The sequence below is a fragment of the Segniliparus rugosus ATCC BAA-974 genome, assembly GCF_000185725.2.
GTDB classification, from domain to species: Bacteria; Actinomycetota; Actinomycetes; order Mycobacteriales; family Mycobacteriaceae; genus Segniliparus; species Segniliparus rugosus.
Window position 1 is genome coordinate 1,415,325 of sequence record NZ_KI391954.1, and the last position, 24,764, is coordinate 1,440,088.

Consider the following 24,764-nt stretch of genomic DNA (forward strand, 5'->3'; position numbering starts at 1 on the left):
ATGGTCCCTGCATGGCCGATCTTCCAGCAAGATCCCGCGTCGTTTTTCCGGGGATCAGCAGTCGCGCGTGGGAACATCCGGTTGACCGGGCGGCGTTGGGCACGCTGCGCGCCCTGACCGGCTTCGACACGCTCCTGAAGGCGCTGGCCTCGCTGCTGCGCGAACGCCAGCACCGGCTCTTGTACCTGTCCACCGCCATCCGTGTGGACGACCGCCAGTTCCGCACGGTGGATGCCATCCGCGCCGACTGCGTCCGCATCTTGGACTCCTCCTCGACCCCCGAGCTTTTCGTCATGCAGAGCCCGTGGCCGAGCGCGATGACCATCGGCATGGACACCCCGTTCATCGTGGTCAGCTCCGCGCTGCTGGACTTGATGGACGAGGACGAGCTTCGGTTCGTCATCGGGCACGAGCTGGGCCACGCGCTCTCCGGGCACGCCGTGTACCGGACGATGCTCATGCATCTGCTGCGGCTGGCGGACAACTTCGGGTGGATGCCGATCGGCGGCTGGGCGCTGCGCGCCATCGTGGCCGCGCTCATGGAGTGGCAGCGCAAGTCCGAGCTGTCCGGAGACCGGGCCGGGCTGCTCTGCGTCCAGGACGTGGAGGTCGCGCTGCGGGTGCAGATGAAACTCGCGGGCGGCTCGCGGCTGGACGAGATGGACACCCAGCGCTTCCTCGCCCAGGCGAAGGACTACGAGCGCACCGGCGACCTGCGCGACGGGGTGCTCAAGCTGCTGAACTTGGAGCTGCAGTCCCATCCGTTCTCGGTGCTGCGCGCCGCCGAGCTCAACAAGTGGATCGACCGGGGCGAGTACGGGGCCGTCTTGGCCGGGAACTACCCCAAGCGGACGGACTCGGCGGGCCCCACGTTCAGCGAGGACTTCGGCGCGGCGGCGAAGAACTACAAAGAGAGCTTCGACCAGTCCGAGGACCCGCTCGTGAGGACCCTGCGCGACATCGGCGGCGGCGTCGGCTCCGCGGTCGGAGCGGTCGGACGCAACGTCGGCGACATCGCGAGCGACATCGGGAAACGCTTCGCGGACTGGCGCAAGGACGTGGCCTCGGACGAGGAGGACCCGCCGAAGGGCGAAGCGCCCGCCGGGCGGCGCTAGTCCAGGATGCGGCGGGCCACGTTCGTGGTGACCAGGTCCAGCAGCTCGTCCGCCCGGCCCGCGAGGATCGTGCGGATCGCGTAGAGGGCGAAGCCCTTCGTCTGCTCTGCGGAGATCGCGGGCGGGATCGACAGCTCCTGGCGGGCGACCACGACGTCCACCAAGGCCGGGCCGTCGTGGGCGAAGGCTTCGGCGAGCGCCTCCTCCAGCTCGGCGGGCCGCTCGACGCGCCTGCCGTGGATGCCAAGCGCGCGGGCGACCGCCGCGAAGTCCGGGTTGTGCAGCTCGGTGCCGAAATTGACGATCCCAGCGGCTTTCATCTCCAGCTCCACGAAGTTGAGGGAGGAGTTGTTGAACACCACGATCTTCACCGGCAGCTTGTTCTGGGTCAGGGTGATCAGGTCGCCGAAGAGCATCGTCAGCCCGCCGTCCCCCGCCAGCGCGACGACCTGCCTGCCCCGGTCCGCGGTCTGCGCGCCGATGGCGTGCGGCAGCGCGCAGGCCATCGTGCCGTGCGTGAACGACCCGACCAGCCGCCGCCGCCCGTTCATCGTCAGATACCGCGAAGCCCAGACCACCGGCGACCCGACGTCGACGGTGAACACCGCGTCGTCGGCGGCGAGCCGGTCCACCAGCCCCGCCACGTATTCCGGGCGGATCGGGGTGTGGTCGCGGTCGTTGACTGCGAGGGCGTCGAGGGACTTGCGGGTCTTGCGGTAGTGCTTGACCGCGCGGTCGAGGTGTTCGGAGCTTTCGTTGCGGCGCAGCAGCGGCAGCAGCGCGGCGACGGTGTCTTTGACCGTGCCGACCAGCCCGAGGTCGATGGGGACGCGGCGGCCCAGCTGGCGGCCCCGGACGTCGACCTGGACGATGGTCGCGTCCTCGGGGTAGAACTGCCGGTAGGGGAAGTCGGTGCCGAGCATCAGGAGCACCTCGGCTTCCCGGATCGCCTTGTAGCCGGAGGCGAACCCCAAAAGGCCCGTCATGCCCACGTCGTAGGGGTTGTCGTATTCGATGTGCTCCTTGCCGCGCAGGGCGTGCACGACGGGCGCTTGCAGCGTCTCGGCGAGGCGGATCAGCTCGTCGTGCGCTCCCGCGCAGCCGGCCCCGCCGAGGATGGTGATCCGGCTCGACCGGCCGAGGATTTCGGCGGCCGCGCGCAACGACTCGTCGTCCGGGCGCAGGACGGAGCGGGTGGCGACGATGGGCCGGGAGAGCCAGCCTCGGTCCTCGCTTCGGCTGAGGAACACTTCGCCGGGGATCACGACCACCGCGACCCCGCGCTCCTCGACGGCGGCCCGCATCGCCATTTCGACGATGCGCGGAGCCGTCTCGGGGGAGCTGACGAGTTCGGCGTAGACGCTGCACTCCTTGAAGAGCTCCTGCGGGCGCGTCTCTTGGAAGTAGCCCGAGCCGACTTCGGCGAGCGGGATGTGCGCGGCGACGGCCAGCACCGGCACGCCGCTGCGCTGGGCGTCGAAGAGCCCGTTGATCAGGTGCAGGTTGCCAGGGCCGCAACTGCCCGCGCAGACCGCCAGCTGTCCGGTCAGCGCGGCCTCGGAGGCCGCGGCGAACGCGGCGGTCTCCTCGTGCCGGACGTGCTCCCAGGTGATTCCGTCGGCGCGGCGGATCGCGTCGGTGAACCCGTTGAGGCTGTCCCCAGGCAAGCCGTACACCCTGCTGACCCCGCTCATGCTCAACGCGGCGATGATGTGATCGGCGACCGTTGCCATGCGGGTTCCTTCCTGCGGATGCGGCAGTACGGGCGAGATGGAGCCCGCGACGCGATCTTCAGTCTAGTGAAATTCCCCCTCCCCACGTTTGTGAGATGCGCCGCGACGAGAAGTGGCCTGGGTCGCTTCTTCAGGCGTGAGTAGACTTGCGCCATGAGTAGAAAACCGTCCCCCAAAACCCTCGCGGCGTTCGCGGCGCTGCAGGCGGCGGATGCCGTGGCCTGCGCAATCCCGGTCAAAGCCATCGCCGAGGCGTTTGACCGGGTCGAGGTGCCGGTCAAGTACCGCTGGCTCTTCCCGGTGGTCAAAGGCGCCTCTGCGGCGGGCCTCGCGCTGGGCGCCAAGTTCCCGCCCGTCGCCCGGCTCACCCTCGCCCTCTTGACGGTGTACTTCGTCGCGGCGGTGGGCTCGCACGTGCGGGTGCGCGACTCCATCCCGAACTCGGCCGCCGCGGCCGTGCTCCTCGGGACGTACGGCTACCTCGCCGCGCAGAGCTTCGTGGCGAAGGACGAGGCGGCGCCCGTCACGCGGTGACGAAGTCGATCAGCTCCTCCACCGCCCGCAACAGCGGCTGCTCGATCATCGTGTAGTCCTTCGCGCCTTTGCGCACCCGCCCCCACATCGCGGCGGTGTCCTTCACGCCCAGGGCGCGGCAGACGCCCTCTTTCCACGGCACGCCCTTGGGCACGTTCGGCCATTTGGGGATGCCGACGGCGGTGGGCTTGACCGCCTGCCAGACGTCCACGTAGGGGTGCCCGGTCACGAGCACGTGCGGATGCGCGACCTGCGCGACGATCCGGGACTCCTTGCTGCCGGGGACCAGGTGGTCCACGAGGACGCCGACCCGCCGCCCTTCGGCGGGCGCGAACTCGGCGATCCGCTCCGCGAGCTCGTCCACCCCGTGCAACGGCTCCACCACCACGCCTTCGATCCGCAGGTCGTCGCCCCAGATCTGCTCGACGAGCTGCGCGTCGTGGACGCCCTCGACCCAGATCCGGCTCGCGCGGGCCACGCGGGCGGGCGCGCCGGGCACGGCGGTGGAGCCGGACGCGGTGCGCAGCGGCCCGGACAGGGAGCCGACTTTCGGGCGGACGAGCGTCACAGGCTTGCCTTCGAGCAGGAACGCGCCGGGTTTCATCTCGAAGAGGCGGCGGTTGCCGTCGGCGTCCTCCAGCGTCACGTGCCCTTTGCGGTCGGTGTCCACGGCGACGATCGCGCCGCAGAAGTCCGAGACCAGGCCGTTGGGCACGGTTTCGACGACCATGTCGATCTCCGCGACGACTTCGGGGGCGGGCTGCCGACGAGGACGGGGGGCGAGGATGTCGCCGTACTGGTGGCTGCGCATCAGAGCAGGCTACCGCCGCGAGGCCCCAGAAACAGGCCGACTCGCCCGGTCACCCCGCCGAGGCCGCGGCCAGCAGCCCCGCGATGTCGAGCTTGGCCATGCCGAGCATCGCTTTGAGGACCCGGTCCGCCTGCGCCGGGTCCGGGTGGCTCAGCAGGCCGGGCAAGATGGTCGGCACGATCTGCCAGGACAGTCCGAACTTGTCGGTCAGCCAGCCGCACTGCTGCTCCGCGCCGCCCGCCGCGAGCACGTCCCAATACCGGTCCAGCTCTTCCTGCGTCTCGCACGGCACTTGCAGGCTCGTCGCGTAGTTCAACGCCACCTCCGCGCCGCCGCCGAGGGCGAGGAACGGGCGTCCCCACAGCTCGAAAGAAACGATGGAGGTCCCCCCGCTGCGTTCGGACGGGGTCGCCGAGAGGATCCGGGAGTCTGGGAAGAGGCCGGTGTAGAACGCGGCGGGCTCGTTGGCGTCGGTTTGGAACCAAAGACACGTGGTGATGGTCGGCATGGCGCTCCTCGTTCCTTAGTTTTGTGATCTCCAGCATAGCCGTCGTGGAGGGCCGCGCGGCTACCCTTGACTCGATGCCTCCCTCTCCCGCCCGCCGCTGGCTCCAGCTCACCCTGCTCGGCGGGACGCTCACCACCGAGACTTCGGAAGGCAGCGTGGTGAGCATGCTGTTCCCGGCGATCCAGGCCTCCTTGGGCCTGCCCCTCTCCGCGCTCGGCGCGTTGCAAGCGGCCCCGAAGCTGCTCAGCGCGGCGACCGGGCCGCTCTGGGCGCAGCTCGCGGAGCGCACCAACCGCAAAGCGGTGCTCGTGTGCTGCGCCGGGATCGGCGGGGCCTGGTGCATCGCCACCGGTTTCGCGCAGAACTACCTGCAGATCCTGCTCCTGTTCGTGGTCTCCTCGCTCTTCTTCTCGGGCACCCAGCCGATCGTCACGGCCCTGCTCGCGGACTTGTTCGACGACAAGTCCCGCGGCAGGGCGGCGGGCTATCTCTACGGGCTGATCGCGCTGATGATCGCCGCGCTCGGCCCGATCATGGGCCAGCTCTCCACGGTCCCCGGCGGATGGCGGTACGGGTTCTTCGCCTCCGGGGCGATCTGCCTGGCGTGCGGGTTGCTCATCGCGATGTTCTTCCGCGACCCCGGAGTCGGCGCGGCGGAGGCCGAGCTCGCCCAGTTCAGCAAGGCGGAGCGCGAAGAGCACTCCAAGGTCAGCTGGCCCGCGATGCTCGCGCTCTTCAAGATCCGGACGTTCACGATCCACGTCGTGCAGTCGGTGTTCTGCGGGCAGTTCCTCCTGCTCGGCGTGGCCGTCGTCTACCTCGTCGAGGTCTACGGCTTCGACAACGAGACGGCTTCCCTCGTCGCGCTCCCCGGCGGGGTCGGCGGCATGATCGGCACGTTCTGCGGCGGGATGCTCGCGGACCAGGCCCGCAGGCGCAGCCCGAGGTTCGGGTACGTCGCGCTCTTCCAGATCGTCGGGGCGCTCTGCCTGGTCGCCGTGGCGCTGTGCACGCAGATCGGCTGGGGTTCGATCATCGCGTTCTGCGTGTGCTATTTCCTGTACGGGCTGGTGTACGGGGCCTGGCCGGTGGTGACCCAGCTCATCGTCATCGACGTGACGCCGCCCGAGCTGCGCGGCACGGCGAACGCGGTCCGGATCAGCGTCCAGCTGGTGGCGGTCGCGGCGCTGAGCTTACTGCTCACCGGCCTCGGCGAGCGCTTCGGCCTCAAAGCCGCCGCGTCGCTGCTCGTCGTGGGGCTGGTCTTCGTCGAGGTCGTGCTCACCACGGCGCTCTATTGGACGTACCCGCGAGACCGGGACGCGGTGCACGCGGAGCTGCGGCGGCGAGCTGCGCAGATCGAAATCGAAGAGCAGCTGGTCCGCCACGCGCGCTAAGCTCGGCCCGCGCCAGCCTCGCCGCGGCTGGCGCAGCGAGGCCTTGTCGTTGTCCACCACAAACCTGGTTTGTGGCCTGCGCGATACAGTGGTCCTATGGTGCTCCCCGCCCGCGTGCCGGAACTGGCCGCCCTCGACGTCGTCGCCTCGGTCGCCCGGCGGGGCAGCATGGGGGCCGCCGCGCGCGAGCTCGGCCTGAGCCAGCAGGCGGTGAGCGCCAGGGTCCGCGCGGTGGAGCGCGAGCTCGGGCTGCGCTTGTTCCGCCGCTCCCCCGGCGGGACCGCCCTGACCGGGTCCGGCTCGGCGGTGCTGGAATGGGCCGGCGCGATTTTGGACAGCGCGGAGAAATTCGCCGCCGGGGTCGAAGCGCTGCGCGGGCAGAGCTCCTCGGTGCGCGTCGCCGCGTCGATGACGGTCGCCGAGTGCCTCGTGCCGTCCTGGGTGGTGGCGTTGCGCAATCTGCACCCGGACGGCCAGATCCGGGTGAGTCCGATGAACTCCGCGTCCGCCATGGCCGCCGTCCTCGCCGGGGAGGCAGACATCGGTTTCGTGGAATGCGCCGAGACCGGCGCGGGCCTTGACTCCCGGCCCATCGGCCGCGACGAGCTGCTGGTGGTGGTGCCCCGGAGCCATCCGTGGGCCCGCTCCGGGCGGGTGTCCCCCTCGACGCTGGCGAGCACGCCGCTCGTGCAGCGAGAGCCCGGCTCCGGGACGCGGGACGTTTTCGAGGAAGCGCTCGCGGGCCGGGTCGAGCGGCCGCTCGCGCCGCCGCTTTTGGAATTGAGCTCGGTGACCGCCCTGAAAACGGCGGCGGCGACCGCCGAGGCCCCCGCGGTGCTGTCGAGCCTTTCGGTCGCGGGCGAGCTGGCCGAGGGCAGGCTGGTGCGGATCGAGGTGGAAGGGCTGCGCATGCCGAGGGTGCTGCGCGCGGTCTGGCCGGTCGGGGCCAGGCTGCGCGGCCCGGCGGGCGATCTTGTCGCGCTGGCGGCCCGGCGGCCTGCGGGCGCGAAGATGTGAGCTATGGCATTCCGAGCCGTCCTCACAAAACTCCCCGCCGGGGCGTCTTCCCAGTGAACAACGATCGTGAGATGAGCAGAACAGCCGGAACGGACGAGCCGGCAGAGCATTTCGAGGAGGCTCCGATGTCCACCGCAACGCACACCGCCCGACACGTCGTCGTCGAGTTCCCCATCGGCCCGTTGACGCTCGTGCGCGACGAAGGCGGCCTGTCCGGGATCTATTTCCCCGGCCATTGGACCCGGCCCGACGTCGCAGGCTTCGGCCCGAGGGCCGACGCGGCAAAAGACGGCGGCTTCGCGGCCGAGATCGCGCAGCTGCGCGAGTACTTCGCGGGCGAGCGCCGCGCGTTCGAGCTGGACTTGAACCCGCGCGGCACCGAGCGCGCGCGGCAGGTGTGGCGGCTGCTCGCGGCGATCCCGTACGGCGAGACCACGACCTACGGGGCGCTCGCGAGAGAGGTCGGCGGCGGCATCAGCCCCAGAGCCATCGGCGGCTTCGTCGGCCACAACCCGATCTCGATCATCATCCCCTGCCACCGGGTCGTCGGCTCGACCGGAAGCCTCACCGGCTATGCCGGCGGGCTGGACCGCAAACGGCGGCTTTTGGAGCTCGAACGGGCGATCCCCGCCGCCGAGCCCACATTGTGGTGACGGCCGCCCGCGCGGGCAAAGCGCCCTTCGCGGCCGTGGTCGCGCGGCACGGAGCGCTCGTGCTGCGCGTCGCCCGCGCGGTCGTCGGGCCGGTGGACGCGGACGACGCGTGGTCGGAGACGTTCCTCGCCGCGATGCGCGCGTACCCGGACCTCCCTGAGGGGGCCAACGTCGAGGCGTGGTTGGTGACGATCGCGCACCGCAAGTCGCTCGACATCATCCGCGCGGCGAGGCGGCGTGCCGTCCCGGTCGCCGAGGTCTTCGACCGCCCCGCCCCGGACCGGGCCGACGGGCGCGACCTCGACCTGGACGACGCGCTCGCGTCGCTCACGGCGAAACAGCGCCAGGCCGTCGCGTACCACTATCTCGCCGGGCTGCCCTACCAGGAGGTCGCCGACATCGTCGGCGGCACCGCTGCCGCCGCGCGCCGGGCCGCGGCGGACGGCGTGGCGGCGCTGCGGCGCGCCTACCCAAAGAGTCCCTTCACAGAGCAGGAAGACCGATGAAACCCGTGGAACCAACCGAATTGTGCCCGGTCGGGCACGCGGAGGTGGACCGTCTGCGCGCCCGCCTCGCCGCCCTCGCGGCGCAAGAAGGGCTCCTCGACGTCGCTTACCGCGTCGTGGACTCCCCGCTCGGGCCGCTGCTGGCCGCGGCGACGGAGGCGGGGCTGGTCCGTGTTGCGTTCGCCCGAGAAGGCCACGACGCGGTGCTGCAGAGCCTCGCGGACCAGATCAGCCCGCGCGTGCTGGAGGCGCCCGCGCGGCTCGACGCGGTCGTCCGGCAGCTCGACGCGTACTTCTCCGGGCGGCTGCGCCGCTTCGACCTCGCGCTGGACTGGCGGCTGTCGAAGGGGTTCCGCCGCGCGGTCCTCGAGCACCTCGCCGCCGACGTCGGCTACGGGGCCACTGCGACCTACGCGGACCTCGCTCGGCTCTCCGGCAGTCCGGGCGCGGTCCGGGCGGTGGGCACCGCCTGCGCGACGAACCCGATCCCGCTCGTGGTCCCCTGCCACCGGGTCGTCCGGTCCGACGGCACGGCGGGCGGCTACCGGGGCGGCCCGGAGGCCAAGCGGCTCTTGCTCGACCTGGAGGGCGCGGCCTAGAGCGAGGCGATCCGCCGCAACCGGTCGTCGAACGCCCGGAGCGACACCGGGGCCTGCGGGGCGAACGTCTCGAAGCCGTGCGGGCAGCCAGGATGCACGTGGAGCTCGACCTCGACGTGGGCCGCCGCGAGCCTGCCCGCGAACGCGAGGTCTTCGGCGAGGAAGAAGTCGAGCCCGCCGACGTCGATGTACGCGGGCGGAAGCCCGGACAGGTCCTCGGCCCGCGCGGGCGCGGCGTACCCGAGGGAGGCCCCGTGGTCCGCGTCGCCGAGCAGGGCCGCCCAGCCGGTGGCGTTGTCGTCGTAGCTCCAGACGAGGCCGGGCAGAAGCTCGGGGTCCGGGTCCGGGGTGCGGTCGTCGAGCATCGGGTAGACCAGGATCTGCTGCGCGACGGCAGGGCCGCCCCGGTCCCTGGCGAGCAGGCAGACCCCGGCGGCGAGCCCCCCGCCCGCGCTGTCGCCCATGACCCCGATCCGGTCCGCGTCCACGCCGAGCTCGGCCGCGTGCTCGGCCAGCCACACCAGCGCGGCGTAGCAGTCCTGCACCGGAGTCGGGTGCGGGTGCTCGGGGGCTGTGCGGTAGGGCACGACGAGCATCGGGACCCCGGAGCGCGCGACGTAGCTGCGGACGACGGCTTCGTACAGCGGGCCGGTCACGCCCCAATCCATGATCATGCCGCCGCCGTGCAGGTAGAGGACCGCGCTGCGCGCATGGGCGGAGTCCGGCCGGTACCAGAGCAGCGGAAGCTCGGCCCCGTCCGGGGCGCGGAGCGCGAAGCGGTCCGCGCGGACCCCCGCCTGGCTGGGCCAGCTCGCGCTCAGATGCCGGAAGACGCGCGCGACATTGGCGCGCCTGGCCGCGACGTCGCCGCGCGCGGGCGGCGCGCCGGTGACGCCGGCTCCGGCGAAGGCGGCTTTGACGGCGGCGGCGACGATCGGGTCGCGAGGGAGGGGCATCGCGTCAGTGTCTGCTCGGGACGGCGCGCCTAGAGCGCGTGCACGTCCTGGACGCTCACGAAGACGCCTTTGCCGTCCTTCTTGAAGGTGACGCCGCTCTCCTCGGCTTCGACCTGCCAGCCGTTGACCGCGACCGGCGACCCGTACGAGAGCGTCTGGCCGTCGGCGGGCTGGCCGGTCGGGTGCCATGAGACCGAGCCGGAGCCGAGCTGGTAGACCATCAGCGAACTGCCGGAGGAGAACGGGGCGTAGCACGTGACCGACTCGCTGAACACGCGGCAGCTGATCTTGCCCGAAGGCGAGGTGACGCCGCTCGACTCGTCCGCGAGCGCCGAAGCCTGCGGCACGAGCGCGAGGCCGACGGCTGCTAGAGATCCGAGCGCGAAGCGATGCATAGCGGGAGTCCTCCTCCGAAAAACGGCCAGCGGGATATTGCCGCCATGCTAGCACGGGCCCGTCCGTCGCGAATGGCGGCGAGTACCGCGTTCGGCTGGCAGGCGACGTCGCTTTCCTCGGCTTCGACCTGCCAGCCGCTTGCCTCGGCAGACCCCGCAGAAGCCAGAGCGGCGAAGGCGGCTTTCTCCTTCATCCCGAGCGCGTCCTCCGGGGCGCAAGCCTTCCGGTCGCGCTCATGCGAGCACGAGACCGGCCTCCGCGAGGGCGGCGAGCACCGCGTTCTGGTGCTCGGATCCCCGGGTCTCCACAGTGGCGTTGATCTCGACGTCGCCGAAGCTCAGCCCCTCCGCGATCCGCGAGTGCGTCACGTCCACCACGCTCGCGCCGACCCGCTGGAACACCGCGAGCACGCCAGCCAGCCCGCCGGGTTGGTCGCGCACCCGCACCCGCACGGTGAGATACCGCCCCGCCGCGCGCAAGCCGTGGGCGATCACCCTGGTGAGCAGGAGCGGGTCCACGTTGCCGCCGGTCAGCACGCCGCAGACCTGGCCGGTGAGCCCCAGCTCCTGGCCGGGGACGGTCATCAGAGCGGCGACCGCGGCTGCACCGGCGGGCTCCACCACGAGCTTGAGCCGCTCCAAGCACAGCAGCACCGCGCGCGACAGCGCCTCCTCGCTCACCGTCACCACCTCGTCCACCAGCGCGGAGACATGCTCGAACGGCGCCGCGCCCGGCAGGCCGATCGCGATGCCGTCGGCGATGGTGGCCATCGAGGACAGCGCCACCGGAGCGCCCGCGCGCAGCGACTCCGGCCACGCCGCCGCTCCCTCCGCCTGGACCCCGACGACGCGCGTCCCGGGGAGCAGCGCCTTCACCGCCAACGCCATCCCCGCGAGCAAGCCGCCGCCGCCGAGCGGCACGACGAGCGTGCCAATCTCGGGCAGCTGCTCGGCCACCTCCAAACCGCAGGTGGCCTGGCCCAGGATCACGTCAGGGTGGTCGAAGGGGTGGATGAGCACCGCCCCGGTCTCGTCGGCGAACCGCCGCGCGTGCCCGAGCGCCTCGTCCACCGACGACCCGAGGAGGCGGACTTCGGCCCCGTACGCCTTGGTCGCGGTGACTTTCGGCAGCGAAGCGCTCACGGGCATGAACACCGTCGAGGCGACGTCCATCTCGCTCGCCGCCCACGCCACGCCCTGCGCGTGGTTGCCCGCGCTGGCCGCGACCACGCCGCGAGCGCGCTCCTCGGGGCCGAGCCGCGCGATCCGCGCGTACGCGCCGCGCGGCTTGAAGGAGCCCGTGCGCTGGAGGTTCTCGCATTTGAGCCAGACCGGGAGGCCGCAGCGCTCGGCGAGCGCGCGGGAGGCGACGATCGGGGTGCGGTGCACGACAGGCGCGAGCAGCGCCGCCGCCGCCCGCACCTCGTCCAAAGTCAACAAAGCCATAGGCGCATCATGCCGGTTCGTCGGTCGTTCCGCCCGACTCGGGCCCGGCTTCCGGTTCCGCCCCGTCGTCGGAACGGTCCTCGGCCCGTCGCAGGGCGAGTGTGCGCTGGCCGCTGACGAGCACGAGCTGCCCGTCGGGCCGGATCGTGTAGCTGCCTGGCCCTTTGAAGACGTTGACCAGGAAGTCGTCCACCCGCATCTGCGGCTGCGGGCAGGCCATGCGTGTGGAGACGATTTGGCCGAGCGCGATGGTGTTGCCGTCGATCGGCCCCGCTGCGCGCAACGAGTTGCAGCCGCCCCTGACCGAGGCCCACAAATACCCGGCTTTCTCCTCGAAGAGGATCGGGCCAGGCTTGATCCGCGTGAGCGGCTCTGACCCCGGGCCCGCCGCCGAGACCAGCGTCCACCTGCCGAGCAGAGCGTCCGGCGCGGCGTGGACCGGGTCGGCGGTCGCGCGGCCGGTCCCGGCCAAGAGCGCCGCCAAGGCCAGGAGGAAGGAAAGCCGGGCCGCCCGAAGGGGGAAGCTCGTCCTGAGGGCGCTAGCCATCCTCGCCGTCCTCGGGATCTCGCGCCAGCTCCAACGTGCGCGCTCCGTTCCGGAGCAGCAGCGTGTCGCCGCGCAGTTCGAACCGGACGGGGCCCTCGAGGACTTTGGAGACGAACGAGTCCGCCTCCATCAACGGCGGCTCGCACGCCATCATGGTGGAGATGAGCGGGCGGAAGGCCGCCTGGTCCCCGTCGAACGAGCCCGCGCCGCCGATGCCGTTGCAACCGCCGGAGACTCCGACGCGCAGGCCGACCTTGTCGGGGCCGAACCGCACCCGCAGGGACGGAGCCGCCATGGCGGCCTGGGAGCCCGGCCCGGCGGCGGAAGCGACCGCCCACGCGCCGTAGAGCGCGTCCGGCGGGTCGTTCGGGGAGGCGGCCGCAGGGCCAGCGGCAACGCCGCCGAGCAGCGCGGGCGCGATGAGCGAAAAGCCGAGCAGGACACGTCGCATGGCGTAAGCGTACTCACCGCCGCTGCGCGCGGGCTGGGAAGCCGTTCGGCGGCTGGGAGAAACCGTCCCGGTCTGGCATGATGGTCCAGCGTGCCGCCGGTCCACCGCTTCTCGCCGATCCGTCGCGCCCTCGCCGTCGCCGCGACGGCCTTGACCCTTCTCTCATGCGGGCAGCAGAGCCCCGAGGTCGGGCGGACTCGCTCCGCGCAGCCGCCGGGCCCGTCTGGCCCCGGACCGACCAGCGCGGTCCTGCCGCCGCTCATCCCCTCCGTGCAGCGGTGGATCCCTGGCGACGGCTCCTTCCGCCTCGGCCCGACTGCGAAGATCGTCGCCCCGCAGTCGTGGCGCGGCACCGCCGACGTGCTCGCCGAAGACCTCGGCGCGGTGCTCGGGCGCACGTTCGCCGTCGCCTCGGACGGAGCGGACGACGGCGACATCGAGCTGCGCCAGCGCGGGCCCGACCCCCAGCTAGGGTCCGAGGGCTACGAGATCGCCGTGGCAGGGCGCCTGGTCGTCTCCGCGCCGGACGAGGCGGGGGCGTTCCTCGGCACGCGCACCGCGGTGCAGTGGCTGCGCCAGTCCCCGGCGCTGCCGGGCGGCACGGCGCGGGACTGGCCGGCCTGGCGCGAGCGGGCGTTCATGGTGGACGTCGCGCGGAAGTTCTACACCCTCGACTGGCTGCGAGACCGGATCCGGGAGCTTTCCTACCTCAAATACAACACCATCCACCTGCATCTCACCGACTCGCAGGCGTTCCGGGTGGAGAGCGACACGGTCCCCGACGCGGTGGCCCCCGAGCACTACAGCAAGGCCGAGATCGCGGGCCTCGTCGCCTACGCCGCCCGCCGCCATATCACCGTCGTCCCCGAGTTCGACCTGCCCGGCCACGCCAGCGCGTTGCTCGCGCGCCGCCCCGACCTCGGGGTCAAGGGCGAATGGGGCCTCACCGTGCTCAACCTCGCGAAACCGGAGACGTGGGCGCTCGCAGAGGACGTGATCAAGGAGTATCTGCCGCTTTTCCCCGCGAAAGTGTGGTTCCTCGGCGCGGACGAATGGATGTCGATCGACCAGTTCGGCCAACACCCCGAGCTCGCGAAGGCCGCCGAGGAGCGCTACGGCGCTGGCGCGGACCCCATCGACCTCTTCCACGGCTTCATCAATCGGATGAACGAGGTGGTGAAGGCGGCGGGCAAGTCCATGCGGATCTGGAACAGCGCGCTGATCCTCGATTCGACGGTGCCCGTCGCCCCGGACGTCAGCATCGACCACTGGTCGGGCGCGGGGCTCTCGGCGCAGGAGGAGGCCGAGGCGGGCCATGAGCTCCTCAACTCCACCTCTCGCCAGCTGTACTACGTGATCAATCGGAGGACTCCCGATCCCGCCAAGATCTACGGCGACTTCGACCCCAACGCCTATCCGCTGGCCGCATCGGCGACAAGCGTCCTGGCCCAAGGCGACCCGAAGGCGCTTGGCGCGGAACTCTGCTTGTGGGAGGGCGGGCACGGCCCGGACGAAGGCGAGATCGCCGCGACGCTCACCCCGATGCTCCGCGCCCTCGCCCAGGTCCTCTGGGGCAGTCCGAAAATCGCGGAGGATTATGCGGAGTTCGTCGGGATCAGCGAGGCGGTGGGCTCTCCTCCGGGCGTGTGAGGGCGTGAGGGGCTGAGACTCCGACGGACCGATTGGCGCTGTGTCGGGATCAGCGAGGCGGTCAGCTCTCCTCCGGGCGTGTGAGGGCGTGAGGGGCTGAGACTCCGACGGACCGATTGGCGCTGTGTCGGGATCAGCGAGGCGGTGGGCTCTCCTCCGGGCGCGTGAGTGGCTGACATTGTCGGACTCCCCGACTAGAGTGGCGCTATGACGACACCGGAGGAAAAACGAAAGATCAGAAGGCTCGGCAATGACGTGACGGACATCTTCGCGGCCATCGGCGGGATTCAGTCCGTGCAGAAGATCCACAGCCGGTACCACCTCGACCATAAGACCCAGCTGCGCAGCATCGAGTCGAAGATGGACGGCCTGGAAACCAGGGTCGGCCAGATCGAGGCCAAGCTCGACCGCCTGGAAACCAGAGTCGGCCAGATCGAGGCCAAGCTCGACGGCCTGGAAACCAGGGTCGGCCAGATCGAGATCGGGCTCGACCGCCTGGAAACCAGGGTCGGCCAGATCGAGATCGGGCTCGACCGCCTGGAAACCAGGGTCGGCCAGATCGAGATCGGGCTCGACCGCCTCGAAACCAGACTGGACAATCTTGGGGCCAAGGCGGACCAGATCCTGGCCCTTCTCGCCCGCTGACGCTCCGAAGCTAGGCGACCGAGGCGGAGTTCGACCCGAGTGGCTCCCCTGCCCGCGCGAGCGCGGTGATGCGGGAGATCGCCCGCAAATACTTCTTGCGGTATCCGCCCGCTAGCATCTCATCGGTGAACAGGGCGTTCCCCGGCTGTCCCGACAGAAGCACCGGGATGCCGGCGTCGTAGAGCCGGTCGATGAACGCCACGAGCCGAAGCGCGACGGCTTGGTCGGACGCGGGGCCGACTCCGGAGAGGCACACCGCCGCGAGGTCCTTGACGAGTTCGCGGTAGCACGAGGGGTGCAGGGTCGCAAGATGCTTGGCCAACGCGCCGAAGTCGTCCAAGCTCGCATTGGCGAGGCGGTCTGCCCGCTCACGCAGCTCCGCGTCGGGGAGCGGCGCGGGCGGCGCGGGCAGATCCCGGTGCCGGTAGTCCGGCCCGTCCACGCGCAACACTTGGAATCCGTCCGCGATCTGGCGGATCTCCCGCAGGAAGTCCTGCGCGGCGAACCTGCCTTCGCCGAGCTGCCCCGGCAAGGTGTTGGAGGTGGCGGCGACGGACACCGAGCGGTCGAAGAGCTCGCCGAGCAAACGGGAGAGGAGCATGGTGTCCCCAGGGTCGTCGAGCTCGAACTCGTCGATGCACACCACGCTGTGCTGCGCCAGACGTTCCACCGTGCCCGCCATGCCGATGGCCCCGACCATGTTCGTGATCTCCACGAAGCTGCCGAAGAGCTTCGGGGCTTTAGCCGCGTGGTAGATCGAGGCCAGCAGATGCGTTTTGCCGACGCCGAAGCCGCCGTCGAGGTAGAGGCCGGCGCCGCGCTGCTGTTTGCGGAACCACCCCGATTTGCTCGACCGCACTTCGGCGATCTTCTGCGCGAACGCCTCGCCTGCGACGACCGCCGCCGCCTGGCTGGGCTCCCCGGGGTTGGGCCGGTAGCTCGCGAAGCTGACATCGGCGAAGGTCGGCGGCGGGACAAGGCTCGCCACGAGCTCGTCTGGGGCGACCACAGGCCGGCGATCAGTCAGATGCAACACCACAGCTATGCACAGTAGCGCTGCTCGGCTCCTGATTTCGACTCGGCCGAGCAGGTATGAGGTCGAGTTCACAACAGTTCGCGCGGGTAAGCTCGAATGTCATGTGGAAACGACTCGTGGTGGCCATGGCCGCCTTGGCGCTCGCCCTCGCGTGCGTCGGATGCGGCTTCGACCCGTTCGGAGGGCCGGCGCTGCCGGTGTACGGCGAGCCCAAGGCCGGTGACCAGAAGGGCCAGGGCGGCCCCCGGCTCCCCGAGTTCACCCCGCCGAAGACGGATCTGAGCTGGCGCGACTGCTCCCGCCAGCTCCTGGCGAACTACAACCTCCAGAATCCGCCCCAAGGCGTCGTCCTCGAATGCGCGACGCTGACCGTCCCGGCCAAAGAGCGCAGGGGGACGAGCCTGGCGCTTTCGCTCGCGCGGCTGCGCACCCCCAGCACCAAGCCGGATGCCGCCCCGGTCGTGCTCACCACGGGCTCCGACATCGCGTCCACCCGCTACCTCGCCATGCTGGCCTCCGCCGCGTCCTCCTCGCCCCTCACCGAGCACCCCATCGTCGCGGTCGACCGGCGCGGCCTGAACAGCTCGCCCTCGGCCAACTGCGGCCCGCTCGGCGCTTCCGCCCGCCGCTCGATCATCGACCAGATGCAGTTCCAGGGCGCGGGCTCGGACGAGTTCGGCCCGCTCGCCGAGAAAGCACGCCAGTACATCGGCGATTGTCCGCAGTTCCTCTCGATGGAGCCCGGTTTCTTCGACCTGCGGCATTCTGAGGAGGACATCGAGGCGCTGCGCGCCGCGTGGCAGGTGGACCGGCTCGCGCTGATCGGGGTCGGCAACGGCGCGTCCGTCGTGCTCACCTACGCCCACGACCACCCGGACCAGGTCGCGCGCGTCGTGCTGGACTCGCCGCCGCCGTACGGCTCCGAGGCCGAAGTCATCGGGGAGCAGCGCGCGGCGGGGCTGGAAGCCTCACTGCGCGCTTTCGCCGCCCAGTGCAAAGCGCTGAGCTGCGCGCTCGGCCCGGATCCTGGGGCCAAGGTCAAAGAGATCCTCGACCAGGCGGGCTCGGGCGAGCTCGGCAGGGTCTCGAAGAGCCTGCTGCTCGAGCACATCGCGACGGTGCTCGCGCTCGACCCGCAGGGCCAGCCGCAGGCGATCGCCTCGCTCGCCGAAGCCCTCAACGCCCCGGACGGCCTCAGCGCCCAGCTCGGCGACACCATGGCCGAGCGGTTCACCGACGGCCAGCTCCTCGCCGCGTGCAACGACCAGCGCAACCAGCCCACGGCGGATCGGGCGAAAGAGCTCGCCAAGGAATGGAGCGCGAAAGAAAAGTACCCGACGGTCGGCGACGTGGTCGCGAAGTCGCTGCTGGACTGCTCCGGCTGGCCGACCGGGCAAGCGCTCAACGCGCCGAAGTCGTTCGCGATCCCCGTCCTCGCGACGTTCACGAAGACCAATCCCGTCGTCGGATCCTCCGACCCCGGGCCGATCAAAGCGCTCGTCGGCCTCGCGAACGGCAAGCTGGGCCTGGTGAGCTGGGAGGGCGTCGGCTACTCGCCGCTGCTGCGCTCGCGCTGCGCGCAGGACACGACGGAGAAGTACCTGAACTCGGGGCAGCCAGAGGCTCCCGAGCTTCACTGCCCCGCGTAGCGGCCTGCCACCTTGCTCGCGCGGTCTCGGGTTGAGTATGGTTCGCAGGTGTCATATCCCCAATGGTTCAACTCGGCGGGCGCGAAGGCGCTGAACGCGGCCTTATGGCCGATCGCAGTGATGTCCGTGCTGCACCGCACGATGATCCTCGCCGTCAACGAGCACATCACGGACGACTTCAACCCGGTCTACGAGGCCGGGCTCGCCTTCTTGAACCACCGGCCGGTGTACACCCAGAACCTCGACCAGGTCGAGCCGCACTACCTGTACCCGCCGAGCGGGACGCTGCTGCTCTCCCCGATCACGCATTTCGACCCGATCACCGCGCGGCTGCTGTTCATCGCGGGGACCTCGGCGGCGATCATCGCGGCCTGCTTGCTCCTGCTGAAATTCTTCGACCTGCCGTTGCGCTCCTTCGCGACGCCCGCGCTGCTCGCGGCGGTCTTCCTCACCGAATCGGTCACCAACACCCTGACCTTCACGAACGTCAACGGGTTCGTCTTCCTCGCCGAGGCCATTTTCCTGTTGTGCGTGAAGCACGACCGGCCGTGGCTCGCCGGGTCGGCGCTCGGCCTGACGTTCGCGGTGAAGCCGATCCTCGCCCCGCTGCTCCTCATCCCCCTCGTGCTGCGCTGGTGGAAGACCTTCGCGGCGGCCTTCGCCGTGCCCGCCGCGCTGCTGGTCGCGAGCTTGCTGTACTCGGCGGACCCAGGCGAGCTGCTGTACTCGCAAGACGCGGTGAAGTACTACCGCCAAGTCGTCCCCTACCTCGGCAAGCCGAGGGACTACTACAACAGCGCCATCGAGGGCGTCGGAGCCTACTACGGGGTCAACCCCGTGCTGCTGCTCCTGCTGCGGGCGGTGCTCGGGGCGCTCGTCCTGATCAGCCTGTGGTGGCTCTACCGGCGGTTCCGCCACCGAGACTTGGTGCTGTGGGCCGCGACGACCGCGGGGCTCGCGCTGGTCGCCACGTTCGTGCTCGGCTCGTTGGGGCAGGGCTATTACTCGCTCTTCCTCGTTCCGATGGCGCTCTCCGTGGTCCGGGCGGGCTCGCCCATGCGCTCCTGGGTCCCCTGGCTTGGCCTGTACGGCTGCATGTCGCTGGACTTCTGGGAGTTCAACCAGCCCTTGCGCCACGAGCGTCCGCCTCGGGACTTGCTCGTCTTCCTCTACCCCAAGGGCCGGGCGATGGAGTACCTGAAATTCACCTTCGGCTGGACGCTCGTGATCGTCGGGGTCTTCGCGGCGCTGTGGCTCGCCAAAGGCACGAAGGACGAGCGCGGGGAGGCGGAGGAAACCGAGGGCGAGCGGCCCGAGCCGAGCGATCCGGCTCAGGCGGCCTCCGCCGCCTGAGCCGGGGCCTCAGACCGAGAAACCACAGGAGGCATCGCCGCATGAGCGAATCGGGCGAGTCGCTGCCGGTGCTGGAGTATCTGCGCCGTCAGCTCGCGGGGGAACTGCGCCCCGGCGACACCACGCATATGCGGTATCCGACGGCGATCTCCCAGCTTTTGGGCTTCCATATCGTCGAAGTCGGCGAGGGGACGGCCTCGGTGCGGGTCGAAGTCGACCCCGCGCGGCACGGCAACCAGCAAGGGACCGTGCACGGCGGCTTCCTCGTGGAGCTCGCCGACGCGGCGATCGGCACCGCGCACTCCACCCTCATGCGGCACGGCGAGTCCTTCACCAGCATCGACCTGCGCGCCACCTTCCTGCGCCCGGTCTGGTCGGATACGCTCGTCGCCGTCGCAAGGCCCTCGCACAGCGGACGGACCATCACGCATTACGCGTGCGACATCCTGCGCTCGGACGGCAAGCCCGCCGCGACGGTCACCAGCGTCGTCATGACCCTGCGGGGCGAACAGGCCGCCGGGCGCTGAGCCCGCTCCCGCGAGCGCTGCCCCAATCCGGAAATCTCATTACCATTGACGCATGAGCGAGAACGACGGCCCGTCGGCGACGAAGGCCGAGCCCGATAGCCCGCCCCGGCAGAGCCACAGGCTCTCGAAGGCCGAGGCACACGCGCTCACCGACGCGCAGTGGCGCGAGCGCCTTTCCCCGGACGAGTACCAGGTGCTGCGGCGTGCGGGCACCGAGCGCCCGTTCCTCGGCGAGTACACCGACACCAAGACGGTCGGCGTCTACTCCTGCCGGGCGTGCGGGGCGGAGTTGTTCCGCAGCGAGGCGAAGTTCGACTCGCATTGCGGGTGGCCCTCCTTCTTCACCCCGCTCGCCAAGGACGCGGTCGTGGAGCGCGCGGACCGAAGCCTCGGCATGCGCCGCGTCGAGGTGCTCTGCGCCAACTGCGGCGGCCACCTCGGCCATGTCTTCGAGGGCGAAGGCTACAACACGCCGACCGACCAGCGTTACTGCATCAACTCCCTCAGCCTGCGGCTGGAGCCATCGGAGGGATGAGCCCGGACGGCCGGCGCACGCGCCGCGCGTCCTTCGGCGGGGCCCGCTATGCTGACCTCGTGCGTCTGAACAGCCTCGTCCAGTTTTCCGCTGCCGCCCTCGCGGTGATCGCCTCGGCGGCAGTCGGCTCCCCCGCCGCGCAGGCGGCCCCGCCGGATTTCCCGAACATCGACGCGTTCGACGCGGTGACCTGGAACGACTACCTCGTGGGCGGCGACGACGCGGCAGGGGTTCATCTGGAGTTCCGCACCCGGACCGGGCTCACCTGCTTCCTGAACATCGACGCCTACAGCTTCGAGTGCTGGGGCGCGCTGCACGGCGCGCCCGCAGGGGCGAACCACGTCCGGGGCAACATCGTGAACTACCAGCCCGCGCCGGAGCTGGAGAACGAGCCGAACCTCCTGCCCGATCGCACCAAGATCTCCTGGCGCGGGGCGACGTGCGGCGTTGACGGCCCGGTCACCGCCTGCTACCAGGTGGACCGAGGTTTCGTCCTCGACGACAAGCAGACCAAAGTCTTCCCGACCCCCGAGCCCGTCAACGGCCAGCCGGTGTCCCCGGACGTCCCCGACGTGGGCTCCGCCCCCACGACGGCCCCCGCCTCCCCCTCGGCTCCGAAGCCGACCGCCTAGCTCAGCCTGCGCGTCCGGCGAGCGCGGCTTCGAGCGCCTCGCGCATCGCGTCCTTCGGGGCTGGCCGCCCGGTGAACCATTCGACTTGCCGGAACGCCTGGTGCAGCAGCATGGACTGGCCGCCGACCACGCGCGCGCCGCGCTCCTCGGCGAGACGGGCGAGCGTCGTCGGCCACGGGGCGTAGACGACGTCGAGCACTGCCGGGGCCTGGGCCAGCGCCGGGGCCCACGGCGCGACCGCGTCGGCGGGGACGGTGTTCACCAGCGCCGCCGAGGTTTCGGCGATCCTCGCGAGGTACGGGCTGTTCAGGTCCACCCAGCGCGGTTTCAGGCCGAGGCTCTTGGCGAGCCGGAGCGCCGGGTACGCGCGTTTCTCGTCGCGGGAGACCACCACGGCCTCGCGCAGCCCCGCGCGGGCGAACGCGGCCACCACGGGCAGGCTCGTGCCGCCCGAGCCCACCACGACGGCGGGCCGGTCCCCCTGCCCCGCGCCCAGCTCCGCCAACGCCCCGAACGCGCCGTCCACGTCGGTGCAGTCCGCGTGCCAGCCCGTCTCGGTCCGCACGAGCGTGTTCGCCGAGCCGACCGCTTCGGCAAGCTCGGTGCGGGTGTCCGCGAACGCCAGCGCGGCGAGTTTGTTCGGCGCGGTCACCGACAGGCCGACCCACTGGTGCGCGAGCCCGCCCACCAGCGCGGGCAACTGGTCCTCGGCGCATTCGATCCGCTCGTAGGTCCAATCGTCGAGGCCGAGCGCGCGATACGCCGCCAGGTGCAGCACCGGCGAGAGGGAATGCGCGATAGGGCTGCCGAGAACTCCAGCTTTGCGAGGCACTCGGAGATCCTAGCCCAATCGGAGCACGCCGTTCTTATGGGCGAGGGCGATGTTCTGCTCATGCTCCGCGCTCGTGGCGGCGGACGCGGTCCGGCCGTCTCGCGCGACGGCGACGAAGAACAGCCGCTCCCCCGCATCCGCATCTGCGCTCGGCGGGAGGCGGAGCAAGGGACGAGGGCTGCGGGGCGTCTTCCGGCCGGGGCGGGCGGCGTGGTAGGAAAACGGCATGGAGCAGCAAGTGCACTTCTTGACCTTCGCAGCGGCGGATCTCGGAGCCGCGCGGCGTTTTTACGCCGACGCGCTCGGGTGGGCTCCGCTTGGCGATTTCCCCGGCGAGATTCTTTTCTTCCAGATCGCCCCCGGCCTTGTGCTTGGCTTTTTCGACGCGGAGAAATTCCACCGCGACCTCGGCGAGGCGGACACTGGCGCGGCGGTGTCGGGGGTGACGCTGGCGCACAATGTCGCCAGCCCCGCCGAGGTGCGCGCGACCGTTGCCGCGATGGCCGAGGCGGGCGGGCTGGTGCGCAAAGCGCCGCAGCAGGGCGAGTTCGGCGGCGTGTACCACGCGCACGTGCAAGACCCCAACGGGATCGTGTGGGAAATCGCCCACAACCCGGGATGGCGGATCGCGCCGGACGGGGCCGTTCTGCTCAGCGCAGCCGAAGCGCCAGGTCTGTCGCGAAATACGTGAGCACGTTGTCCGCGCCAGCCCGGACGATGCTGGTGACCGATTCGAGGGCCGCGGCCTGTTCGTCGATCCAGCCCCGCTCGGCGGCGGCGAGGATCATCGAGTACTCGCCCGAGATCTGGTACGCGAACACGGGCACCGGCGAGGCGTCCGCGACCTCGCGCAAAACGTCCAAGTAGCTCATCGCCGGTTTGACCATCACGAAGTCGGCTCCCTCCGCGACGTCCAGACGGGCCTCCCGCAAGCCCTCGCGGCGATTGCCGGGGTCGAGCTGGTAGGCCCGGCGGTCCCCGTCCAGCGAGCTGCCCACAGCCTCGCGGAACGGCCCGTAGAACGCCGAGGCGTATTTCGCAGCGTACGCGAGGATCAACACGTCGTCCCGGCCCGCCGCGTCGAGCGCGGCGCGGATCGCGGCGACCTGGCCGTCCATCATGCCGCTCGGCGAGACGACGTGCGCGCCCGCCTCGGCCTGGGCTATGGCCATCGCCGCGTACCGCGCGAGGGTGGCGTCGTTGTCCACGACGGCGCGGCCCGCGCCGTCGGTCCCGAGCACGCCGCAGTGGCCGTGGTCGGTGAACTCGTCGAGGCAGGTGTCCGCCATGAGCACGGTCTCGTCGCCCAGGTCCGCTTTCAGGTCGGCGAGCGCGTGGTTCAAAATCCCGTGCGGGTCCGTGCCCTCGGACCCCTCGGCGTCCTTGTCCTCCGGTTTGGGCACGCCGAAGAGCATGAGCCCGCCGACGCCCGCGCGGACCGCCTCGTCGGCGGCCTTGCGCAAGCTGTCCCTGGTGTGCTGGACCACGCCCGGCATCGAGGCGATGGGCTTCGGCTCGTCGATGCCGTCGGCGACGAACATCGGCAGCACCAGCTGCGCAGGGCTCAGCCGGGTCTCGGACACGAGCCTGCGCAGGGCCGCGGTGGCGCGCGAGCGCCTCGGCCGGACCGGCTGCCCCTGCCCGCTCATCGGCTGCTGCTGCGCCTCGACCGCTTGCGCGGCGGCGGCAGAGCGCCCTCCGCCCGCAGCCTGGCGGCGTGCTCGGCCAGCGCGTCCACCAGGGCCGGGGCGGAGGCGACGTCCGGTTGCACGTCCACGCGCAGGCCGAACTCCTGCGCGGTCTCCACCGTCTTGGGACCGATGCACGCGATGATCGTGCGGGCGTGCGGCTTGCCCGCGATGCCGACGAGGTTTCGGACCGTGGAGGAGGAGGTGAAGCAGACCGCGTCGAAGCCGCCGGTCTTGATCATCTCGCGGATGTCCGCGGGCGGCGGGGCCGCCCGCACGGTGCGGTACGCGGTCACGTCGTCGACTTCCCAGCCGCCGTCGCGCAAGCCCGCCGCCAACGTCTCGGTGGCGATGTCCGCGCGGGGCAGGAGCACCCGGTTCACCGGGTCGAAGATCTCGTCGTACGGGGGGAACTCCTCCAACAGGCCGAGCGAGGACTGCTCGCCCTCGGGCACCAGCTCCGGCTCGATGCCGAACTCGCGGACCCGCTTTGCGGTCGCGGGGCCGACGCAGGCGATCTTCACGCCGGAGAAGGCGCGGGCGTCGAGTCCGAACTCGTTGAACTTCTCCCAGACCGCGCGCACCGCGTTGGTGGAGGTGAACACCACCCACTGGTACCTGCCGTCGACCAAGCCCTTCACCGCGCGCTCCATCTGCGCCGGGCTGCGGGCGGGCTCCACCGCGATGGTCGGCACCTCGACCGGGATCGCGCCGTGCGAGACGAGCCGCTCGCACATCTCGCCCGCCTGGTCCTTCGTGCGCGGCACGAGCACGGACCAGCTGAACAGCGCCCGGCTCTCCCACCAGTTGAGCTTCGAGCGCTGGCCGACGACCCGCCCGACGGTGAGCACCAGCGGATCGGGCAGCTCGGCCCCCATCTGGGACAGCCCGGAGAGGGTGGACTCGAGCGTCTTCTGCGTGCGGGTCGTGCCCGCCGAGGTGATGGCGACCGGGGTGTTCGGCGGCAGGCCCTGGTCGATCAGCGCGGCCCCGGTGGAGGCCAGCTGCTTGGCGGTCAGGCTCAGCACCAGCGAGCCGGGGGCTCCGGCGAGCGCGCTCCAGTCCACGTCGCCGCGCAGGTCAGCCTCGGTGTGGATCGAGCCGAGCGGGATGCCCGCGTAGAGCGGGGCGGCGGCGGTGGCCGAGACTCCGGGGATGACGTCCATCGGGGCCTGCGAGCGGGCGATGGCGAGCAGCTCCGCGACCACGTCCTCGCGCGAGCCGGGGTCCCCCGCGACGAGACGGACGACGTCGTGGCCGTTCTTCGCCTCGCCGAGGAGCATCTTCACGATGTCGGAGGGGTCGATCTCCTGCGGCAGCACGGTCACGTGCGGTTCTGCTTTCGCGATTTTCTGGCCCTCGTCGTTCGTCGCCCCTCGGGTGCCGATCAGCGACAGGATCTCTTTCGGGACCGCCGGGTCCACCAAGGCCACGGAGGCGTCGATCAAGGTCTCGCGGGCCCGCCACGCCAACAGTCCCGGATCACCCGGACCTGTGCCGACGAAGACGACGCGTCCCGCGGTTTTCTTCTTGTCCATCACGCTTTCTC

General features: G+C 70.9%; 28 protein-coding genes. 15 read left to right on the plus strand and 13 right to left on the minus strand.

Annotated features, from left to right (window positions below; genetic code table 11):
- The first annotated feature begins 11 nt into the window (after nucleotides 1-11).
- The gene (locus tag HMPREF9336_RS16485; protein ID WP_007468927.1) at nucleotides 12-1,115 is read left to right on the plus strand and encodes a M48 family metallopeptidase; all 1,104 of its coding nucleotides are present in this window, start codon (nucleotides 12-14) and stop codon (nucleotides 1,113-1,115) included.
- Here HMPREF9336_RS16485 and poxB read toward each other — a convergent pair.
- The gene (poxB, locus tag HMPREF9336_RS16490) at nucleotides 1,112-2,848 is read right to left on the minus strand and encodes a ubiquinone-dependent pyruvate dehydrogenase (RefSeq protein ID WP_007468928.1); all 1,737 of its coding nucleotides are present in this window, start codon (nucleotides 2,846-2,848) and stop codon (nucleotides 1,112-1,114) included. The two genes, HMPREF9336_RS16485 and poxB, sit on opposite strands and share 4 nt — an antisense overlap.
- Before the next feature lie 153 nt (nucleotides 2,849-3,001).
- Between poxB and HMPREF9336_RS16495 the strand changes: the two genes are divergently transcribed.
- Entirely contained in the window at nucleotides 3,002-3,382 is a 381-nt protein-coding gene (locus tag HMPREF9336_RS16495; protein WP_007468929.1) for a DoxX family protein, read from the plus strand.
- On the opposite strand, the gene HMPREF9336_RS16500 is transcribed toward HMPREF9336_RS16495, so the two are convergent.
- On the minus strand, nucleotides 3,372-4,193 hold the full coding sequence (locus tag HMPREF9336_RS16500; RefSeq protein WP_007468930.1) for a DUF3097 domain-containing protein: 822 nt from the start codon (nucleotides 4,191-4,193) through the stop codon (nucleotides 3,372-3,374). The genes HMPREF9336_RS16495 and HMPREF9336_RS16500 overlap by 11 nt on opposite strands.
- Before the next feature lie 49 nt (nucleotides 4,194-4,242).
- Nucleotides 4,243-4,701 carry a VOC family protein gene (locus HMPREF9336_RS16505; RefSeq protein WP_007468931.1) on the minus strand — a complete coding sequence of 153 codons (459 nt, stop codon included), beginning with the start codon at nucleotides 4,699-4,701 and terminating at the stop codon, nucleotides 4,243-4,245.
- A gap of 74 nt (nucleotides 4,702-4,775) precedes the next feature.
- On the opposite strand from HMPREF9336_RS16505, the gene HMPREF9336_RS16510 reads away from it, so the two are divergent.
- The 5 genes from HMPREF9336_RS16510 to HMPREF9336_RS16530 all read left to right on the plus strand — a co-directional run bounded on the left by HMPREF9336_RS16510 (nucleotide 4,776) and on the right by HMPREF9336_RS16530 (nucleotide 8,873).
- The gene (locus tag HMPREF9336_RS16510; protein WP_007468932.1) at nucleotides 4,776-6,098 is read left to right on the plus strand and encodes an MFS transporter; all 1,323 of its coding nucleotides are present in this window, start codon (nucleotides 4,776-4,778) and stop codon (nucleotides 6,096-6,098) included.
- A 96-nt stretch (nucleotides 6,099-6,194) separates the two neighbouring features.
- Nucleotides 6,195-7,115 (plus strand): LysR family transcriptional regulator, encoded by a 921-nt coding sequence (locus HMPREF9336_RS16515; RefSeq protein WP_007468933.1) that lies wholly within the window; start codon nucleotides 6,195-6,197, stop codon nucleotides 7,113-7,115.
- A gap of 71 nt (nucleotides 7,116-7,186) precedes the next feature.
- Nucleotides 7,187-7,768, plus strand: a complete 582-nt coding sequence (locus HMPREF9336_RS16520; RefSeq protein ID WP_341871972.1) for a methylated-DNA--[protein]-cysteine S-methyltransferase — start codon at nucleotides 7,187-7,189, stop codon at nucleotides 7,766-7,768.
- On the plus strand, nucleotides 7,762-8,274 hold the full coding sequence (locus tag HMPREF9336_RS16525) for an RNA polymerase sigma factor (RefSeq protein ID WP_021030894.1): 513 nt from the start codon (nucleotides 7,762-7,764) through the stop codon (nucleotides 8,272-8,274). The genes HMPREF9336_RS16520 and HMPREF9336_RS16525 overlap by 7 nt, the downstream gene beginning before the upstream one ends.
- Complete coding sequence (locus HMPREF9336_RS16530; RefSeq protein WP_007468935.1) at nucleotides 8,271-8,873, plus strand: methylated-DNA--[protein]-cysteine S-methyltransferase; 603 nt, start codon at nucleotides 8,271-8,273, stop codon at nucleotides 8,871-8,873. Before HMPREF9336_RS16525 ends, HMPREF9336_RS16530 begins: the two co-directional genes overlap by 4 nt.
- On the opposite strand, the gene HMPREF9336_RS16535 is transcribed toward HMPREF9336_RS16530, so the two are convergent.
- The 5 genes from HMPREF9336_RS16535 to HMPREF9336_RS16555 form a co-directional block, all read right to left on the minus strand.
- Nucleotides 8,870-9,829, minus strand: coding sequence for an alpha/beta hydrolase (locus HMPREF9336_RS16535; protein WP_007468936.1), 960 nt, complete (start codon nucleotides 9,827-9,829; stop codon nucleotides 8,870-8,872). The two genes, HMPREF9336_RS16530 and HMPREF9336_RS16535, sit on opposite strands and share 4 nt — an antisense overlap.
- A gap of 29 nt (nucleotides 9,830-9,858) precedes the next feature.
- A complete protein-coding gene (locus HMPREF9336_RS16540; protein WP_007468937.1) occupies nucleotides 9,859-10,224 on the minus strand; it encodes a hypothetical protein in 366 nt (121 codons plus the stop codon).
- Nucleotides 10,225-10,458: 234 nt separating this feature from the next.
- Nucleotides 10,459-11,670 carry a threonine ammonia-lyase gene (ilvA, locus tag HMPREF9336_RS16545; RefSeq protein WP_021030895.1) on the minus strand — a complete coding sequence of 404 codons (1,212 nt, stop codon included), beginning with the start codon at nucleotides 11,668-11,670 and terminating at the stop codon, nucleotides 10,459-10,461.
- A gap of 7 nt (nucleotides 11,671-11,677) precedes the next feature.
- Nucleotides 11,678-12,217 carry an META domain-containing protein gene (locus tag HMPREF9336_RS16550; protein WP_007468941.1) on the minus strand — a complete coding sequence of 180 codons (540 nt, stop codon included), beginning with the start codon at nucleotides 12,215-12,217 and terminating at the stop codon, nucleotides 11,678-11,680.
- Nucleotides 12,210-12,668 carry an META domain-containing protein gene (locus HMPREF9336_RS16555; protein WP_021030896.1) on the minus strand — a complete coding sequence of 153 codons (459 nt, stop codon included), beginning with the start codon at nucleotides 12,666-12,668 and terminating at the stop codon, nucleotides 12,210-12,212. The genes HMPREF9336_RS16550 and HMPREF9336_RS16555 overlap by 8 nt, the downstream gene beginning before the upstream one ends.
- Nucleotides 12,669-12,758: 90 nt before the next feature.
- Here HMPREF9336_RS16555 and HMPREF9336_RS16560 point away from each other — a divergent pair, with 90 nt between their 5' ends.
- Nucleotides 12,759-14,318, plus strand: coding sequence for a family 20 glycosylhydrolase (locus HMPREF9336_RS16560; protein ID WP_007468943.1), 1,560 nt, complete (start codon nucleotides 12,759-12,761; stop codon nucleotides 14,316-14,318).
- A gap of 207 nt (nucleotides 14,319-14,525) precedes the next feature.
- Nucleotides 14,526-14,963: a hypothetical protein gene (locus tag HMPREF9336_RS16565; protein WP_007468944.1), complete on the plus strand. Its 438-nt coding sequence runs from the start codon at nucleotides 14,526-14,528 to the stop codon at nucleotides 14,961-14,963.
- Between the two features lie 10 nt (nucleotides 14,964-14,973).
- Here HMPREF9336_RS16565 and zapE read toward each other — a convergent pair whose 3' ends face one another.
- The gene (zapE, locus tag HMPREF9336_RS16570; RefSeq protein ID WP_425277275.1) at nucleotides 14,974-16,002 is read right to left on the minus strand and encodes a cell division protein ZapE; all 1,029 of its coding nucleotides are present in this window, start codon (nucleotides 16,000-16,002) and stop codon (nucleotides 14,974-14,976) included.
- 98 nt (nucleotides 16,003-16,100) lie between these two features.
- Here zapE and HMPREF9336_RS16575 point away from each other — a divergent pair, with 98 nt between their 5' ends.
- From HMPREF9336_RS16575 to HMPREF9336_RS17695, 5 genes are all read left to right on the plus strand, one after another.
- Nucleotides 16,101-17,648 carry an alpha/beta fold hydrolase gene (locus HMPREF9336_RS16575; RefSeq protein WP_007468946.1) on the plus strand — a complete coding sequence of 516 codons (1,548 nt, stop codon included), beginning with the start codon at nucleotides 16,101-16,103 and terminating at the stop codon, nucleotides 17,646-17,648.
- A 48-nt stretch (nucleotides 17,649-17,696) separates the two neighbouring features.
- Nucleotides 17,697-19,001 carry a glycosyltransferase family 87 protein gene (locus tag HMPREF9336_RS16580; protein WP_007468947.1) on the plus strand — a complete coding sequence of 435 codons (1,305 nt, stop codon included), beginning with the start codon at nucleotides 17,697-17,699 and terminating at the stop codon, nucleotides 18,999-19,001.
- A 128-nt stretch (nucleotides 19,002-19,129) separates the two neighbouring features.
- Entirely contained in the window at nucleotides 19,130-19,528 is a 399-nt protein-coding gene (locus HMPREF9336_RS16585; protein ID WP_040586193.1) for a PaaI family thioesterase, read from the plus strand.
- A gap of 52 nt (nucleotides 19,529-19,580) precedes the next feature.
- Nucleotides 19,581-20,063 (plus strand): peptide-methionine (R)-S-oxide reductase MsrB, encoded by a 483-nt coding sequence (gene msrB, locus HMPREF9336_RS16590; RefSeq protein ID WP_007468949.1) that lies wholly within the window; start codon nucleotides 19,581-19,583, stop codon nucleotides 20,061-20,063.
- A gap of 59 nt (nucleotides 20,064-20,122) precedes the next feature.
- Nucleotides 20,123-20,695 (plus strand): hypothetical protein, encoded by a 573-nt coding sequence (locus HMPREF9336_RS17695; RefSeq protein WP_007468950.1) that lies wholly within the window; start codon nucleotides 20,123-20,125, stop codon nucleotides 20,693-20,695.
- A 1-nt stretch (nucleotide 20,696) separates the two neighbouring features.
- Here HMPREF9336_RS17695 and HMPREF9336_RS16600 read toward each other — a convergent pair whose 3' ends face one another.
- Both HMPREF9336_RS16600 and HMPREF9336_RS16605 read right to left on the minus strand, forming a co-directional pair.
- Nucleotides 20,697-21,527 carry a shikimate dehydrogenase gene (locus HMPREF9336_RS16600; protein WP_021030899.1) on the minus strand — a complete coding sequence of 277 codons (831 nt, stop codon included), beginning with the start codon at nucleotides 21,525-21,527 and terminating at the stop codon, nucleotides 20,697-20,699.
- A 9-nt stretch (nucleotides 21,528-21,536) separates the two neighbouring features.
- A complete protein-coding gene (locus tag HMPREF9336_RS16605) occupies nucleotides 21,537-21,755 on the minus strand; it encodes a hypothetical protein (RefSeq protein WP_007468952.1) in 219 nt (72 codons plus the stop codon).
- Here HMPREF9336_RS16605 and HMPREF9336_RS16610 point away from each other — a divergent pair.
- Nucleotides 21,754-22,218 carry a VOC family protein gene (locus HMPREF9336_RS16610; protein WP_007468953.1) on the plus strand — a complete coding sequence of 155 codons (465 nt, stop codon included), beginning with the start codon at nucleotides 21,754-21,756 and terminating at the stop codon, nucleotides 22,216-22,218. The genes HMPREF9336_RS16605 and HMPREF9336_RS16610 overlap by 2 nt on opposite strands.
- On the opposite strand, the gene hemB is transcribed toward HMPREF9336_RS16610, so the two are convergent.
- Both hemB and HMPREF9336_RS16620 read right to left on the minus strand, forming a co-directional pair.
- Nucleotides 22,178-23,176: a porphobilinogen synthase gene (gene hemB, locus HMPREF9336_RS16615; protein ID WP_021030900.1), complete on the minus strand. Its 999-nt coding sequence runs from the start codon at nucleotides 23,174-23,176 to the stop codon at nucleotides 22,178-22,180. The genes HMPREF9336_RS16610 and hemB overlap by 41 nt on opposite strands.
- On the minus strand, nucleotides 23,173-24,753 hold the full coding sequence (locus tag HMPREF9336_RS16620) for a bifunctional uroporphyrinogen-III C-methyltransferase/uroporphyrinogen-III synthase (protein ID WP_021030901.1): 1,581 nt from the start codon (nucleotides 24,751-24,753) through the stop codon (nucleotides 23,173-23,175). Before HMPREF9336_RS16620 ends, hemB begins: the two co-directional genes overlap by 4 nt.
- Between the last annotated feature and the right edge of the window lie 11 nt (nucleotides 24,754-24,764).